Annotated in this window: 14 protein-coding genes and 1 pseudogene; 6 read left to right on the top strand and 9 right to left on the bottom strand. The window is 31.8% G+C overall.

What is annotated here, in order from left to right:
• Positions 1 to 127: 127 nt before the first annotated feature.
• Genes ACO6VN_RS02135 through ACO6VN_RS02125 form a run of 3 tightly spaced genes read right to left on the bottom strand, consistent with a single transcriptional unit; the run spans position 128 to position 3,756 of the window.
• A complete protein-coding gene (locus ACO6VN_RS02135; protein ID WP_017000972.1) occupies positions 128 to 2,068 on the bottom strand; it encodes a PTS fructose transporter subunit IIABC in 1,941 nt (646 codons plus the stop codon).
• 18 nt (positions 2,069 to 2,086) lie between these two features.
• Positions 2,087 to 2,998: a 1-phosphofructokinase gene (gene pfkB, locus ACO6VN_RS02130; RefSeq protein ID WP_194201044.1), complete on the bottom strand. Its 912-nt coding sequence runs from the start codon at positions 2,996 to 2,998 to the stop codon at positions 2,087 to 2,089.
• Positions 2,995 to 3,756, bottom strand: coding sequence for a DeoR/GlpR family DNA-binding transcription regulator (locus tag ACO6VN_RS02125; RefSeq protein WP_064204681.1), 762 nt, complete (start codon positions 3,754 to 3,756; stop codon positions 2,995 to 2,997). Before ACO6VN_RS02125 ends, pfkB begins: the two co-directional genes overlap by 4 nt.
• Positions 3,757 to 3,929: 173 nt before the next feature.
• Here ACO6VN_RS02125 and ACO6VN_RS02120 point away from each other — a divergent pair, with 173 nt between their 5' ends.
• Positions 3,930 to 5,129, top strand: coding sequence for a M20 metallopeptidase family protein (locus ACO6VN_RS02120; RefSeq protein ID WP_216683404.1), 1,200 nt, complete (start codon positions 3,930 to 3,932; stop codon positions 5,127 to 5,129).
• 66 nt (positions 5,130 to 5,195) lie between these two features.
• On the opposite strand, the gene ACO6VN_RS02115 is transcribed toward ACO6VN_RS02120, so the two are convergent.
• Both ACO6VN_RS02115 and ACO6VN_RS02110 read right to left on the bottom strand, forming a co-directional pair.
• The gene (locus ACO6VN_RS02115) at positions 5,196 to 6,104 is read right to left on the bottom strand and encodes an aldo/keto reductase (RefSeq protein ID WP_194201046.1); all 909 of its coding nucleotides are present in this window, start codon (positions 6,102 to 6,104) and stop codon (positions 5,196 to 5,198) included.
• Positions 6,105 to 6,115: 11 nt separating this feature from the next.
• On the bottom strand, positions 6,116 to 7,045 hold the full coding sequence (locus ACO6VN_RS02110) for a CobW family GTP-binding protein (protein WP_422404186.1): 930 nt from the start codon (positions 7,043 to 7,045) through the stop codon (positions 6,116 to 6,118).
• Positions 7,046 to 7,247: 202 nt separating this feature from the next.
• On the opposite strand from ACO6VN_RS02110, the gene ACO6VN_RS02105 reads away from it, so the two are divergent.
• Complete coding sequence (locus ACO6VN_RS02105) at positions 7,248 to 7,694, top strand: MarR family winged helix-turn-helix transcriptional regulator (protein ID WP_017000978.1); 447 nt, start codon at positions 7,248 to 7,250, stop codon at positions 7,692 to 7,694.
• Between the two features lie 603 nt (positions 7,695 to 8,297).
• On the opposite strand, the gene cydC is transcribed toward ACO6VN_RS02105, so the two are convergent.
• A complete protein-coding gene (gene cydC, locus ACO6VN_RS02100; protein ID WP_422404185.1) occupies positions 8,298 to 9,962 on the bottom strand; it encodes a thiol reductant ABC exporter subunit CydC in 1,665 nt (554 codons plus the stop codon).
• Positions 9,959 to 11,572, bottom strand: a complete 1,614-nt coding sequence (locus tag ACO6VN_RS02095) for an ATP-binding cassette domain-containing protein (protein WP_194201049.1) — start codon at positions 11,570 to 11,572, stop codon at positions 9,959 to 9,961. The genes cydC and ACO6VN_RS02095 overlap by 4 nt, the downstream gene beginning before the upstream one ends.
• A 153-nt stretch (positions 11,573 to 11,725) precedes the next feature.
• Here ACO6VN_RS02095 and ACO6VN_RS02090 point away from each other — a divergent pair, with 153 nt between their 5' ends.
• From ACO6VN_RS02090 to ACO6VN_RS02080, 3 genes and pseudogenes are all read left to right on the top strand, one after another.
• Positions 11,726 to 12,571: an undecaprenyl-diphosphate phosphatase gene (locus ACO6VN_RS02090; protein ID WP_070045658.1), complete on the top strand. Its 846-nt coding sequence runs from the start codon at positions 11,726 to 11,728 to the stop codon at positions 12,569 to 12,571.
• A gap of 83 nt (positions 12,572 to 12,654) precedes the next feature.
• Positions 12,655 to 13,287: pseudogene (locus tag ACO6VN_RS02085) on the top strand (hypothetical protein); the annotation flags it as partial.
• A gap of 320 nt (positions 13,288 to 13,607) precedes the next feature.
• Complete coding sequence (locus tag ACO6VN_RS02080) at positions 13,608 to 14,066, top strand: YaiI/YqxD family protein (RefSeq protein ID WP_343222319.1); 459 nt, start codon at positions 13,608 to 13,610, stop codon at positions 14,064 to 14,066.
• A gap of 7 nt (positions 14,067 to 14,073) precedes the next feature.
• Here the strand turns inward: ACO6VN_RS02080 and ACO6VN_RS02075 are convergent, their stop codons facing one another.
• Positions 14,074 to 14,325 carry a hypothetical protein gene (locus tag ACO6VN_RS02075; protein WP_147641099.1) on the bottom strand — a complete coding sequence of 84 codons (252 nt, stop codon included), beginning with the start codon at positions 14,323 to 14,325 and terminating at the stop codon, positions 14,074 to 14,076.
• A gap of 74 nt (positions 14,326 to 14,399) precedes the next feature.
• Here ACO6VN_RS02075 and ACO6VN_RS02070 point away from each other — a divergent pair, with 74 nt between their 5' ends.
• Positions 14,400 to 14,969 (top strand): TIGR00730 family Rossman fold protein, encoded by a 570-nt coding sequence (locus ACO6VN_RS02070; protein ID WP_064210846.1) that lies wholly within the window; start codon positions 14,400 to 14,402, stop codon positions 14,967 to 14,969.
• On the opposite strand, the gene ACO6VN_RS02065 is transcribed toward ACO6VN_RS02070, so the two are convergent.
• The gene (locus ACO6VN_RS02065) at positions 14,944 to 15,414 is read right to left on the bottom strand and encodes a DUF523 domain-containing protein (RefSeq protein ID WP_064204674.1); all 471 of its coding nucleotides are present in this window, start codon (positions 15,412 to 15,414) and stop codon (positions 14,944 to 14,946) included. The genes ACO6VN_RS02070 and ACO6VN_RS02065 overlap by 26 nt on opposite strands.
• Between the last annotated feature and the right edge of the window lie 10 nt (positions 15,415 to 15,424).

The following is a 15,424-nucleotide window of genomic DNA, read 5'->3' as shown; positions in this document are numbered from 1 at the left end:
CTTAATTTCCATATTATGAAATCTTACAATATTTTTATTCATCATATAAAATTTTATCAATGATTTCAATAAAAAACCGACAACGTAATTTTACAATGTCGGTTTTTTTATATAAATTTTTAATTTTTTATTCTATTTCTTCAGCTATATCAATTTGATCTTGTGTTAATTTAGGTTTAAGCAATCCGTATATAATAGCACTTACTAAAGCACCTATTATTACTGCTAATAAAGTTTGTAATACATGACCAAAGTCTGTAGCTAATATTACAAATATACCACCATGTGGTGCTTGAATGCTAGAACCTAAACCTAAAGCTATCGCACCACCAATTCCTGAACCTACCATCATTGATGGAATTACACGTAGTGGATCCGCTGCTGCAAACGGGATGGCACCTTCTGTTATAAAGGAAAGTCCCATAACATAGTTTGGTAAAATAGAACCTTTTTGAGTTTTTGTAAATTTATTTTTGAACAGTAACATTGCTGTAGCAATTGCGATTGGAGGTATCATACCACCGACCATTGCTGCTGTAATAGCTGCTGCGTTACCTTCTGTTAATGCTGCTGTAGCAAATACATATGCAGCTTTATTGAATGGACCACCCATGTCAATTGCCATCATAGCACCGATTACTAAACCTAGTAATACAATATTTGAACCTGATAAATCATTTAATCCATTTAATAATAAATTATTTAACCACGCTGTAGGTGGGTTAATCACATAAACCATTAGTAAACCAGTAATGGAAACTGAGAGAATTGGATATATTAATGTCGGTTTCAAACCTTCAAACATTTGAGGTAAGTTTCTAGAAACATATTTAATACCTTCAGTTAAATAACCCGCTAAGAAACCTGCTATAATACCACCTAGGAATCCTGAACCACCTGCCACTGCTAACATACCACCGACAAGACCAGACGCGAAACCTGGTTTATCTGCAATACTACGTGCAATGAAACCGGCTAAGATTGGTACAATTAGTTTAAAGGCACTTTCACTACCAATCTGCCATAAGTTTGCTGCAAATTCATTATATTGTGAACTTTTAGCATCAAATGAGTTTTCTCCAAATAAGAACACGATTGCCATTAAGATACCACCAGATATAACAAGCGGTAACATATTTGAAACACCGTTCATTAAATGTTTATAAATTGTTTTAGATACACTTTGTTTTTCATTCGAAGTTGATGAGCTTTGTTTGCCACCTTTAGCTACAAATGGTTTACGACTAGTATCTTGAGCCATATTGATTAATTCTTCTGGTCTTTTTATACCATCTGCTACAGGTACTTGCACAACATTTTTACCATCGAAACGGTCAGTTTCAACATGTACGTCTGCAGCGACAATGATTCCTGTTGCTTTTTCAATGTCTTCATCAGTTAGATGGTTTTTAATTCCGCCTGAACCATTTGTTTCTACTTTAATTGGTACACCCATTTTTTTAGCCTGATTTTTCAATGAGTCAGCTGCCATATAAGTATGCGCGATACCTGTTGGACAAGCTGTAACTGCTAAAATTAATCCTTCTTCTTCAACGTTTTCAGATTGAATCGGAGTTGCTTCTGATTCCTCGTTAGACTCATCATCTGTCGCTTCATCATCATGTTTGTTAATAATGTTTAAAATTTCTTCTTCACTATTAGCTTGTAACAGTTCTTCTCGTACTGCTTCATCCATTAAAATACCCGAAAGTTTAGCTAACGCATCCAAGTGAGTTTGAGCTCCGCCAGCTGGTGCAGCAATCATAAAGAATAAATGCGCTGGTTGCATATCTAACGATTGATAATCAACGCCTTCAATCGATTTACCAAATGCAATTGCTGCTGATTGAACAGCATCTGTTTTAGCATGTGGTATAGCAATACCTTCACCAATTCCAGTTGTGCTTTGTGACTCTCTTGTATGAATTGCTTCTTTAAATGTTTTTTCATCACTTAATTTACCAGCTTTATCTAATTGAGATACAAGTTCATCTATTACTTGATCTTTAGTCGTTGCTGATAAATCCATTGCTATTGTTTCCTTAGTTAAGAGTTCTGTAATCCTCATAATATTAACCTCCCTATTTTACAAATGCTTAATCGTTACTTTAGATAGAATTCTTTCTATATCTTCATGTTCAGCTAAATCTGCATTGAAAGCTGTAGCTGTTCCACAACTTACAGCTAATTTGAATGCTTCTTCAATATCCTTACCAGTTGTTAATCCAGCAACCATACCTGCCACTGTACTGTCACCCGAACCTACAGTGTTAACTACTTCTCCGTTAGGCACAATTGCCTTAAGTTGAATATTCGAATCCACATAGATTGCACCTTCACCACCTAGTGAAACGATGACCGATTGAGCGCCTTCTTCTATTAACTGTTTAGCACAATCAATTACTTCTTGATCTGTATTAATTTCTTTATCAAAAATTTCTTCTAATTCTGTTTTATTTGGCTTCACAAATTTCGGTTCAAAAGAAAGTATAGATTTCATTAAATCTTTCTCTGCATCAACAATTAGAGTAGCACCGGTTTCTTTTAATATTTCTGCAACTTCTTTATATACCGGTTTCTTTAATGTACTTGGTACACTTCCAGCGATTATGACTGTATCAGACGAAGTTGTTTGTTTCATTTTATTTAAAAATGATTCGTAATGTTGTGATTCGACATTTGGACCTGGACCATTAATTTCAGTCTCAGAACCAGTTTTTAACTTCACGTTAATTCTTGTATCTTCTTCTACTTCAATAAAATCAGTCAAAATATTGGACTGTTCTAATTTATCTTTAATAAATTCTCCAGGAAATCCTCCAACAAAACCTGTTGCTGTATTTTCAACTTTTAAAGTATTCAACACTCTTGAAACGTTAATACCTTTTCCTCCAGGAAACTTATTTGTTTCATGTGCTCTATTTAATCCACCTACTTCAAATTGATTTGTAAACATAACATAGTCTATAGATGGATTAAATGTTACTGTATAAATCATTTTAAACCTCCACTAATTTCATACTTTTCTTTATAAAGTGTAATATTCTCTATTTCATTAATTGCTTTTTCAGAAGTTAATATTTCAAAACCTTTATCAATTTCCACTTCTGCAAATGATACTTCATTAAACTTAGAATGATCTAATAGCACATAAATGTGTGAAGCAAGATGAATTGCTGTTTCTTTCATTTTTGATTCATCTGGATCAGGTGTAGTTAAACCATACTTTAAATCTATACTATTCATGCCCATAAAAGCTTTATCGAATCGATATTTCTGTAAAGATTTAACGGCATTTACACCTATATTCGCTAATGTTGTAGATTTAATTTCTCCGCCTGTCATATAAACTTTTATACCTTTTTCTAATAATGGTTTTACATGCGTTAAACCGTTAGTTACGACAACTATATCTTGCTGATTAATATAAGGTATCATTTCTAAAGTTGTTGTCCCTGCATCTAAATAAATCGTATCGCCCTCTGAAATTTGTCTAGCTGCAACTTTCGCTATTTCTCTCTTTTCATTTTGATAACGCGTTTCTTTATCTGACATATCTCTTTCTTCATGTCGTTTCGTTATTTGCGTCGCGCCACCATGTACTCTTTTTAAAAAGCCATTTTGTTCAAGTAGCGATAAATCTCTTCTAATAGTTGAAGTACTTGATTGCGTTAATTGAATTAAATCTTGTAAAGATACTGTTTCCCGTTGTTTAATCGTCTCAATTATGAGTTGATGCCTTTCTTCAGTTAACATCACATCACCCCTATTCATTGATATGATAAAACGTTTTCATTAAAAAGTCAATCACATTCAACCAAAAACATCCAAAAACAATCATAAAATTTTTTTGGTATTTATAAGTGCAAATATTTCATACAAAAAAAGATTATTGTTATACTTTTTTAGTATATTTAAGGAGGCAAAATATGAATGATTTAAAAGAAAAATTATTTAAATTGATTGAAGAAAGAGAAAATGAAATGATAGAGATTAGAAGACATCTACATCAATATCCTGAATTATCATTTGAAGAAGAAAATACAGCAGAGTATATCAAATCATTTTATCAAGATAAAAATGTTAAAATATCACAACCTGTTAAAGATGAACATGGAATTATTGTAGAAATTAACGGTGGAAAAGAAGGTCGCACAATCGGATTAAGAGCTGATTTTGATGCATTACCAATTACAGAAGAAGCAGATGTACCATTTAAGTCTACAAATGAAGGTGTAATGCATGCATGTGGTCATGATGTGCATACTGCTTATCTAATGGGGCTAGCTGATGCACTAATAGAATTAAAAGAAGAATTACCAGGAACAATTAAAATCATTCACCAGCACGCTGAAGAAAAACCTCCAGGTGGCGCTAAAGCTATCGTTGAATCTGGAGCCTTAGATGATATTGATGAGATTTATGGTATTCATATCGTTCCTGTAGCTAGCCCTGACTTTATTGGCTACCATAAAGGAAAAGCTTTTTCAGGCAGCTCAACATTTAAATTAACTATTAATGGACTTGGTGGACATGCTGCAAGCCCACACAAAACACACGATGCTTTAGTAGCTGGCACAAACTTTGTAAATACAATCCAAACAGTTGTATCAAGAAGAATTGATCCTCTTGAAATGGGCGTTATTACAATTGGTGCATTTGAAGCTCCAGGTGGATATAACGTGATTCAAGATAGTGTCACGATTAAAGGAACAGCAAGATATTTAAATCCTGATTATGAAGAAAAAATGTACGAAGAGATTAAGAAAATATCAGATAGTATCGCTTTAGGTTTCGATGTTGAATGTAATTTAGACTATCATTATGGCTATCCAGTACTCTATAACCATGAAGAACAAACGAATAAAATGGTAGATATTCTTAAGAAAAGTAAAGGCGGTTATTTCAATCACTTGATAGAAATACCACAAGCATCAGGGTCAGAAGACTTTGCTTATTATTTACAAAAGATTCCTGGCACTTTCTATATTGTTGGTAGTAAACCAGAAAATACAGATACACCTTATATGAATCATCATCCTAAATTCGAAGTGAATGAAGATTGCATGGCTGTTGCAAGTAAATCATTAGGAGAAATCGTGCTAAATCGACTTGATTTAGAATCATAAAGACACCTGTGTGACATAGAAAAAGCACTAAACCGTTGAATTTCATTAACGATTTAGTGCTTTTTTCTATAATATATCTTCTCCACGCGATGCTACATATATATCAAACCATTCCTGGTCTGTTAACGATGTTTTAGTTGCTTTAACCGCTTCGTCTACTCTTTCAATTTTACTTGAACCAACAATAGGCATAACTTTTGATGGTAAACGTAATAACCAACTGTATATAATCGTGCTTATACTAACGTTGTATTTAGCAGCTATTGGCTGAATTGTATCTAATATACGTTTTGCTTTTGGATCATTTTCATTAAAAATCGCTCCACCAGCCAATGGACTCCAAGCCATAACTTTTACGTCATGTTGTAACATTCTATTCAGTGTACAATCTTCAATATTTTCTAATTCATATGGCGATACTTCAACTTGGTTAACCGAAATATGTGACATTTCTTTTTTGAGGCTTTCATTCAATAATTCATATTGGTTACATTTAAAATTCGAAACACCAAAAGCTTTTATTTTTCCTTGTTCTACAAGGTGCATGACAGCTTTAGTCACTTCATCAGGATCCATCAGTGGAGATGGTCTATGAATAAGCAACGTATCGATATAATCCGTTCTTAAATTCGTCAACGAACGATCAACAGATTGAATGATATGTTCATAACTTTGGTCATAGCGATGCCCATTAAATTCAGGGTTACTTTGATTAGGTAGAATTATTCCGCATTTTGTTACAATTTCTAATTTTTCTCTTAAGTTCGGCGTAAGCGCTAAAGCATCACCGAATAAACTTTCACATGTGTAATTGCCGTATATGTCTGCATGATCCATTGTTGTAATACCGCGATCAACTATATTGTGCATATAATCATTTAATTGTTGGTTACTATAACCCCATTCATTTAATCTCCAAAATCCATTAATGATTCTAGAATAACTGACGTGTTTATTTATTCGAATACGCTCCATCCCATCATCTCCTAAGTAAAGTTCAACATGTCTAATTTATTACGTAAATATGCTTTATCTATTGTTTCCCCTATAATAACAATTGTTAACGGCATGTTCATCATTTCTGGTTCGTACTGAGGCACTCCAAACGCATACTGGAATAAATAAGTCTGATCTGGTTCTTCTTGGAATTTTACAAATCCTTTTATTCTCAATATAGAATCAGGTAACTGTTGTAAGAAACGAATTAAAAGTTCCATTTTTATAGGTCCATCAAACGTATAATTAATGGATTGAATACCATGATGATGACTATGTTTACCTTCTATATTAATTATTGCATCATCACGTTCAATTATTTGGTCTATTTTAGAGTAATTTGTAAAATAGACATCTGGTTGATGTTTTATTTCGTTTAGATGATTCTCAAGCATTTCTTTTTCTTCATGAGACAGTTCATCAGATTTGTTAACTACTATTACATGTGCATTTGCCATTTGTTCTTCCATTAAATGTTTAGTTTGATTAGAATAGCGATCTCTTTCTATGTATCTTTTACCATCCATAACACCAATAATAAAAGGCATATGTACTTTATCGACAATAGTAGGGTTTTGACATGCATCAACTATTTCTACCGGGTGCGCTATCCCAGTAGCTTCTAAAATAACTAAATCTGGTTTCTCACTTTGGTATAAATTATGAAGTACAACCTCCATATCATCTTTTAAAGAACAGCATATACAGCCGTTTAACAAGCTTTTACTTGAAACACCTTCACCTAAAAGCTGACTATCAACATCAAAAGAACCAAATTCATTCATAACAATTGCAACTTTTTTACCTGCTTTTTTCGCTTCTATTATTAACCTTTGTAATAAAGTTGTTTTTCCACTTCCTAAAAAGCCCGTCAGCACTGTAATATTCATTTTATCTTTTATATTTTTGCCACTACTCATGTTTCTACCACCTTTCTGTCATTATATGATATTCCAATATAAACTACAAAGTCTTAAGCGTTTTAAAGTAAACAACATTATTATTTCTATAGATAATCGGAATCATTATTAAAAATATTTACAAACTAAAATTATTCATTATATAATAGATTAGAAGTTCGGAAATAAAAAGCTATTTCATTTGTAGTTTGGGGGAAAGATTATGCCGGATAATTTAAATATCCAGAATCAATTGTGTTTTAATTTGTATAATGCACAAAGACAAGTCAATCGTTATTATTCTAATAAAATTTTCAAAGAATATAACATTACATACCCACAGTATTTAGTACTAACAATTTTGTGGGAAACAGCACCGGTCAATGTCAAAAAACTTGTAACAGGTCTAGCACTTGATACAGGTACAGTATCTCCTTTATTAAAAAGAATGGAAAACCTCCATTTAATTAAACGTAAAAGATCTGATTTAGATCAACGTGAAGTTTTCGTCCACTTAACAGATAAAAGTCTAGAAATGAAAGAAAAGTTATACCAAGCTTCTCATTTAATACAAGACGTATCTCAATTAACTGATGAAGAAACAGAACAATTAAACATACTTTTACAAAAAATGATTAAAAACATAGATAAAATTAATCAAGAAAAATAATAATTAACAGTCCGGGACATTAACCTTTGTCTCGGACTGCTTCTTTGTATTGCCAGTAATGGACTGGATGTCTATGTTGCATGTGCGCCTCGTCTTGCAAACCGTGTCAATAACGGTAGCCTTATTGCCTTTTCTCATCAATCGTGTCAATAACGATAGCCTTGTGGACTTTTCTCAGTAGTCTTGGCAATAAGGAGACTTTATGTTGCACGTGCGCCTTGTCTTGCAACTTTCGGAGACTTTATGTTGCACGTGCACCTTGTCTTGCAACTTTCGGAGACTTTATGTTGCACGTGCACCTTGTCTTGCAACTTTCGGAGACTTTATGTTGCACGTGCACCTTGTCTTGCAACTTTCGAAGGCTTTATGTTGCACGTGCGCCTTGTCTTGCAACATTTGAAGGTTTTATGTTGCGCGTGCGCTTCGTCTTGCAACATTCGAAGGCTTTATGTTGCATGTGCACCTTGTCTTGCAACTTTCGGAGACTTTATTTACTCAAACAAAAAAGCTGAGACTTTTTATGTCTCAGCCTTAATTTTGTATGCAGTGAAAAAAAGGTTCTAGAAGAATAACATGTTTCAACTTCTTAATCTTCATAACATATCAGTACGCTTTATTAAAGTTCACTACGTCATATAAATAGCCCTGTTCTTGTAGCAGTGTTTGATAATCACCTTGTTCTAGAATTTCTCCTTCATTCATAACTATTATATGGTCGAAATCTTCAAGGTACTTCAAATTGTGTGTCACGATTACTATTGTATCGTCAGTACTTAATAAATTGTTCATAATGATTTTTTCATTTTCTTCATCAAGAGATGCAGTTGGTTCATCCATAAGCCAAATGTTCGCGTTTCTTAATAGTAATCGAGCTATTGATAGACGTTGTCTTTCTCCTCCTGATATATTTTCTGCATTTTCTGTGAGATTGTCATCTAATTTCAAATGTTCTAATTTCACTTTCATTAATGCATTTTTCATATTTTCATCAGTTTCTTCTATTAATAAATTCTCTCTGACCGTTCCTTCAAAATAATGATTGTGTTGTAACATTGTATTTATTTCGTCTACGTATTTTTCATGTTCAACATGAGACAAAGCTTTACCTTTATACGTCAATAAACCTTCGTTAGAACTATATAAGCCCATTAACAAACTTAATAATGTAGACTTACCTGAGCCTGATGGACCTATAATAGCAACATGCTCACCTTCGTTAATTTTAAACTGAACATTTTTTAACGTTTTTCTTTCTTGAAAATCGTATTTAAAATTCAATTTTTCAGCATAGTATAAAGCGTTATTGCTTATTTCATATGTTTCTTGATTTTCGAAATTCTGATTTATAACTCCTTCGATATTTTTAAGACTTCTAGTAGTATCTGCTTTGTAAAAAGCTACGTTTGTCATTGGAATAGCTTGCTCAAATAATGTAATGACAATCATGAGTATACTTGCAAAAAACACTGCATTTAACGCGCCATCTTGAATTTGCCATATACATAAGATAGTAATACACCAAATACTTATCATAGCGCATATATTAAGCATAAAATCATACGTACTTAAAAATTTCTGCTCTTTATATTTTTTATTTTCGTAAATATTTTGTTGATTAAAAACTTTATCTTTAAAACTGTTATATTGTTGGAATCTATTTAATTCTGCTTTACCATTTTCAAAATCATAGTATTCTGCCACATATTCTTCTTCACTTCGTTGAACGTCTTCTGCTAAAATGTTTGCACGTTTTGTAGATAAATAAGGTATGACGATAACAGACATCATCATTGAAATTCCAATAATAATACCAACATAAACACTCCAATTTATCATGACTAAAATTGTTACGATAGTTGTTAATATAATTACGATTGGGGGATAATAAACTCGTAATAGAATGTTCTGTAACCTTTCGACGTTATTTACCATTTGTGTTAGTAAGTCACTTGAACGATATCTTCTAAACACATTAGGGACAATTGGAATTAAATAATTGAAGAGTTCAACACGTATATTTCTTAACATCGTAAATGTAGATCGATGTGAATATAACCTTTCAAAATATCTCGTAATAGCTCTTACAAATCCAAATAATTTAATAGAAACAATTAAAATCATCAAAGCGTATAGCGGTGTTCCTAAAGCACTTTTTGAAATCATATAACCACTCAACGCAAACATACCTAAAGCAGTGAGCATACCTAAAACACCTACGATAATTGATAAATAAAAATCTTTATCAAATTTGATTGTTAATTTTTTCATGTGAACTGACCACCTTTCAGTGGGCTATTTGTTACTTGAACATCTCCATTGTTAACTTTAATGAAATTGTCGACATATTTTAATACTTCTTGTCTATGTGCAATCGTAATGATTGTTTTTTCTTTAGAAAATTGATTCACAGTGTTAACGATAAGTTGTTCTGTCTTAATATCTAATCCAGTTGTTGGTTCATCAAATATAACCACTTCAGGATTTAATAATAGTAATCTTGCTAATTCTACACGTCTCATTTCCCCACCTGAAAGCATTTCATAACCGTCACCAATTTTCGTTTCAATACCTTTTGATAACTGGCTAACTTTCTCTATAAGACCAACTCTTTGTAATACATCTTCAATTTGTTGTTTATCGTAATTTTGGAACATTGTGACATTATCTTCTAAAGATGCACTGAAAATGTAAGGTCTTTGGGATAGATAGCCAATTTTAATATCTTTTTTATACTGAACTTGTCCTTTAATGGGAGAGAGTTCATTCATGATTAATTTCACTAAAGTAGATTTACCAGCACCACTCGGCCCTACAATTGCAGTATGCATATTTTCTTTAATGTTTAAATTTAAATGGCTAAACGCAAAATCTTCACGTTCAGGGTATGAAAAATAAACATCATTTATTGTTATGATGTCTTCTTGACTCATATCTGGATTAATCGTTATTGGTTTATAGCTTTCATTATCTTCTTTATTTATATCTTCTATTATTTCAATATAGCCTTCACTCTGCTTACCTGTATGGAAAGCTTGTCCCAAATCTTTAATAGCATTGTAAAATTCAGGTGCTAATAATAAAGTAATGACTGCAACTAAGAATGAAACATCATGAAATACAATTAATCTTAATCCAACTTCTAAAGCAACAATACCAATCCCTAACATAGAAATAAATTCTAGCATCAAACCTGATAGAAAAGCGCTTTTTAATATTTCCATCGTTAAATCTCTAAATGATGTACTAGATTTATGAATTTTGTTCACTGTTTGATCTGTTCTATTAAATAATTTTAAAGAAACAAGACCTTTCGTTAAATCAATGAATTCTTTTGCAAATTGATCTAAAGATTGCATTTGATCTTTAGCTTTATCACGTGTTCTTAGTCCAAAAACGATATAAAATAACGGAATAAATGGTGCTGTTATCATCATAATGAGAGCAGCTGGCCAATGAATAAATAATAATGTTATAACGATGGCAACAGGAATGAGGGTTGATTTAAAGACTTGTGGTAAATAAGATTCGTAAAAAGGATGGATACCCTCCACTGCTTCTGTTAATATCGTTAATTTCGATCTCTTTGTATCTTTATTAATCAATTGATTTCTAACATCTTTTTTAACATTAAAAGAAAGTTTCTGCCCTGTTAATTGATTTAAATAATTAAAAGTAGCCCGTAATAACAGTACAGCTAATAAAATGAATACCCATTGGTAAAGTTGTTGGTAACTTTCTTTAACAACAAGCATTTGATTTATAATTTTACCTAAATATATATTTTGAAATACGACTGATAAACTGAGTAAAAATGATGCTAAAAACATCAATATTTGCAACGGTTTATACTGAGCACTATACTTTGTTAATTCTTTCACAATGTCACCACCTTTTTCCATTATAACGCCTTTATTAAAAAAATAAACCAAAATGTATTATTCTTTATATGCATATTATAAAGCATTATTTGGTACAATAATCTTAAAGTGATATCAACTGCATATCATAAAGTTTTCTAGAGGAGATCGAACATGTTTATAATCGAATTAATTAAAGCAATCATTCTAGGTATTGTAGAAGGTTTAACAGAATTTGCTCCTGTTTCATCGACAGGGCACCAAATTTTAATTGATGATATGTGGTTAAAATCAAAAGCATTCCTAGGTAGCGAATCAGCTTTCACTTTTAAAGTTGTAGTACAGTTAGGTTCTATCCTTGCTGCTGCTTGGATTTTTAGAAGTCGTTATATTGAGATGTTGCACGTTAAACAAAATGAGAAAAAGAAACATCATCTTAAACTTTCTCATATAATAGTCGGACTCGTGCCTGCAGGTATTTTAGGTTTATTATTTGATGATTTTATTGAAAAACATTTATTTAGTGTCCCTACTGTATTAATCGGATTGTTACTTGGAGCAGTATATATGATTGGCGCAGATATCTATTCAAAACGTGTCATGAATCCACATACTGTTGATGGTATGAATTATCCTAAAGCTTTCGTTATTGGTTTGTCACAAGCTATCGCGCTATGGCCAGGTTTCAGTCGTTCTGGTTCAACTATTTCAACCGGTGTGTTCTTAAAATTAGATCATAAAGCTGCATCTAATTTTACTTTTATAATGGCAGTACCTATTATGTTTGCAGCAAGCGGTAAAGCATTACTCGGAAACTTAAAATATATAACATTAGATCAAATACCTTTTTATATAGTAGGATTTATCGCTTCATTCATATTTGGTTTTATTTCTATAAAGTTATTCTTAAAATTAATAAACCGTGTAAAATTAATACCATTTGCCATTTATAGAATTATTCTTGTTATAATTATAGCAATTGCATATTTCGGTTTTGGAATTGGCCAAAACATAGGATAATAAACGATTTTTACAGTTTGAATAAGCTATTAAAGGGTAATTAAATAAGATATATAATTAGAATTGATATGGAGGAATTATACATGAATGATAAAGTAAAATTACTTGTTAATACATTGCCGTTAATAATCGTACCACTTATAACAGAGCGAAAAAAATTCAAAGAACATCCAGATGTTAAAAACATTACGGGAAAAACTTTAGATGTATCACATAAAGTGAAAGATAAATCTATCCAAACAAAAGATAAAATCGCTGAAAAATCAGAACCTGTAAAATCGTATGTCGTTCAAAAGAAACGTTTATATGAATACAACAAACAAATGAAACAACCTTTTAAAGAGGAAGAAAAAGAACAAAAGGAATTACAAAAAGAGATTGATAAGCTAGATAAAAAACTTCAAAAAAGTATAGAAAATCGCCATAAAGAAGAAGAAAAAGCTCAAAAAGAAAATCAAAAAGCGCGAATAGAAGAGCTTAAACATTATCAAAAAGAAGAAGAAAAAATGGCTAAAAAAGGCGAGAAATTAGAAAAAGAAAACGAAAAAGATGTTTCAAAATTAGACAAAAAACTTCAAAAAAATATAGAGTCTCGCGAGAAAGAAGAAGAAAAGAAAGAAGAAGAGAATAAAAAAGCTCGTATTAAAGAAATTAAAAAATACGATAAACAACAAAAAGAAGAAACTGCTATTCGTGAAAAAGGTTCTGAGATTGCAGATAAACAAAAAAGCGAAATAGCTCCACTAGAAGAAAAATTAGAAAGAAATAAAGCTTATCGTTTGAAAGAAGAGATGGATCGACAAAAAGAAAATCAACAAAGACGTATTAATGAACTGGAAAAATATAATAACCAATCAACACAAAACATTCAAGAACTTATCGATGAACGTGTTCGCGGAGAGAAAAAACCAGCTCCTAAACATGCATTATACAATCAACATAAATCATTAATGTCAGAACACATTAGTAAATTCCCATACGATAAACACCGTGAAGAACATTTAAAAAATAAAAAACGCAATCGTCGTTCAAAATGATTAATCGAATTATTATAGATGGAGATGCTTGCCCAGTTACGGATGATATAATCCGTATAACTGACTCAACAAGCATCTCTATTCTTATTATAAGAAGTGTAAATCACTTTTCACTAGCTGATTACCCAGAACATGTTTCTACAATTTATGTTGATCACGGTGTCGATAGTGCTGATTTTAAAATTGTTAAATTAACGACTTCTGAAGATGTTGTTGTTACTCAAGACTACGGTCTAGCAAGCCTTATTTTGAATAAAGCGAAGCATGTTATTCATCATAAAGGTTATGAATATACTGCAAATAATATGGAACAATTGTTAACGCAAAGACATATTTCTGCCCAAATAAGACAACAAGGTGGACGTACAAAAGGTCCAAAAAAGTTAACTCAAGAAGATCATAAAGTATTTTCAGATTTTCTAATAGATATAATAAATAGTGACAACGCCAATACTTGACGTTGTCTTAATCTAATAATTGCTTTTTAGATCTATCTAAATTAACTTTATCTTTTTCTTTCATCTGTTCAAGTTCAATGCGCATTTTTTCAGTTTCTAATAAATAATTTTCGTGTTTCGTTTTTTCTAGTTCCAGTTCATCTTTTACACGTTCTGATTTAATTTTTTCTAGTTTTACTTTTTTAGATTCATGATCTTTAATAATTTTTGCAACAGTAGAAATTAGTACAATTAAAACGACCATTAAAAATACATTCATTCTAAATCCTCCCTTGTCAATAAAGTAAACGCTTTATTATAATTATAATACATAGCTGAAAGGAGCAATAACTTATGAAAAGAATAGCTGTCTTTTGTGGCGCTAGTAAGGGTAATGACCCTATTTATACAGAACAAGCTTATGCATTAGGTAAATATTTAGCAGAAAATCATTATGAATTAATTTATGGAGCTGGATCTATCGGGATGATGGGAGCTGTGGCAAATGGTGTAATCGACCATAATGGTATTGCGATAGGTGTTATGCCTAAATTCCTCGGAGAGCGTGAAATAGCACATGAGAACTTAACAGAGTATCATGTTGTAGATTCCATGCACGAAAGAAAACAAATGATGTCTGATATGGCCGATGCATTTATCATGTTACCAGGTGGAGCTGGTTCCTTAGAAGAATTCTTTGAAATATATACATGGGCTCAAATTGGCTTACACCACAAACCTATTGGTGCTTTAAATACTAAACAATTTTTCAAACCAATGCAGAGTATGATTGAGCACTTAATTTCTACAGGATTTGTTAGCGAAAATTATAAAAATTTAGCTATTATCAAAGATGAAGTTCCTGAATTATTTGATGCCTTGCAAGTAGCCGAACCTGTTAAACTTCGAGATTATCAGAAATAGATAAAAAGGTTGTTTCATCAAAAACTTTAATATTATTTAATGTTAGAAGGGCTGTCGTTACACCGACGCCTTCTTTTTTTGTACCTGAAAATGTCCCATCATATATAATCGAAGCTCCACATGAAGGGCTGTCACTTTTTAAGATGACAGTATTGGCTTTTAAGTCTCTAATAATAGACAACGTTCTCTTAGCACCTTCTTTAAATTGGTGCGTAACATCTTGGCCAGATATCGTTATAACTTTAGCTTTATCATTCCAAACGTCAAAACCATCTCCATCAATAATTTCAGCTGGTTCTCTCGGTATTTGTAAACCACCTAGTATTTCTGGACAAACACTAATCGCTTTTCCTTCATCTATTAATTGCTTATAAAATAAATCCAACTTATGTTTGCCATCATATCTTACTTTTTCACCAACTAAACATGCACTGATCACGATCATAAAATCCACT

This window comes from Mammaliicoccus sp. JADD-157, assembly GCF_049310805.1.
Taxonomy (GTDB): domain Bacteria; phylum Bacillota; class Bacilli; order Staphylococcales; family Staphylococcaceae; genus Mammaliicoccus; species Mammaliicoccus lentus.
Note: the sequence above shows the minus strand (reverse complement) of the source record. Positions and strands in the feature narration are given on the sequence as shown.

Excerpts from the sequence above, each read along its gene's own strand:
- ACO6VN_RS02135 (WP_017000972.1), bottom strand. The coding sequence starts at position 2,068 with ATGAGGATTACAGAACTCTTAACTAAGGAAACAATAGCAATGGATTTA.
- pfkB (WP_194201044.1), bottom strand. The coding sequence starts at position 2,998 with ATGATTTATACAGTAACATTTAATCCATCTATAGACTATGTTATGTTT.
- ACO6VN_RS02125 (WP_064204681.1), bottom strand. The coding sequence starts at position 3,756 with ATGTTAACTGAAGAAAGGCATCAACTCATAATTGAGACGATTAAACAA.
- ACO6VN_RS02120 (WP_216683404.1), top strand. The coding sequence starts at position 3,930 with ATGAATGATTTAAAAGAAAAATTATTTAAATTGATTGAAGAAAGAGAA.
- ACO6VN_RS02115 (WP_194201046.1), bottom strand. The coding sequence starts at position 6,104 with ATGGAGCGTATTCGAATAAATAAACACGTCAGTTATTCTAGAATCATT.
- ACO6VN_RS02110 (WP_422404186.1), bottom strand. The coding sequence starts at position 7,045 with ATGAGTAGTGGCAAAAATATAAAAGATAAAATGAATATTACAGTGCTG.
- ACO6VN_RS02105 (WP_017000978.1), top strand. The coding sequence starts at position 7,248 with ATGCCGGATAATTTAAATATCCAGAATCAATTGTGTTTTAATTTGTAT.
- cydC (WP_422404185.1), bottom strand. The coding sequence starts at position 9,962 with ATGAAAAAATTAACAATCAAATTTGATAAAGATTTTTATTTATCAATT.
- ACO6VN_RS02090 (WP_070045658.1), top strand. The coding sequence starts at position 11,726 with ATGTTTATAATCGAATTAATTAAAGCAATCATTCTAGGTATTGTAGAA.
- ACO6VN_RS02075 (WP_147641099.1), bottom strand. The coding sequence starts at position 14,325 with ATGAATGTATTTTTAATGGTCGTTTTAATTGTACTAATTTCTACTGTT.
- ACO6VN_RS02070 (WP_064210846.1), top strand. The coding sequence starts at position 14,400 with ATGAAAAGAATAGCTGTCTTTTGTGGCGCTAGTAAGGGTAATGACCCT.
- ACO6VN_RS02065 (WP_064204674.1), bottom strand. The coding sequence starts at position 15,414 with ATGATCGTGATCAGTGCATGTTTAGTTGGTGAAAAAGTAAGATATGAT.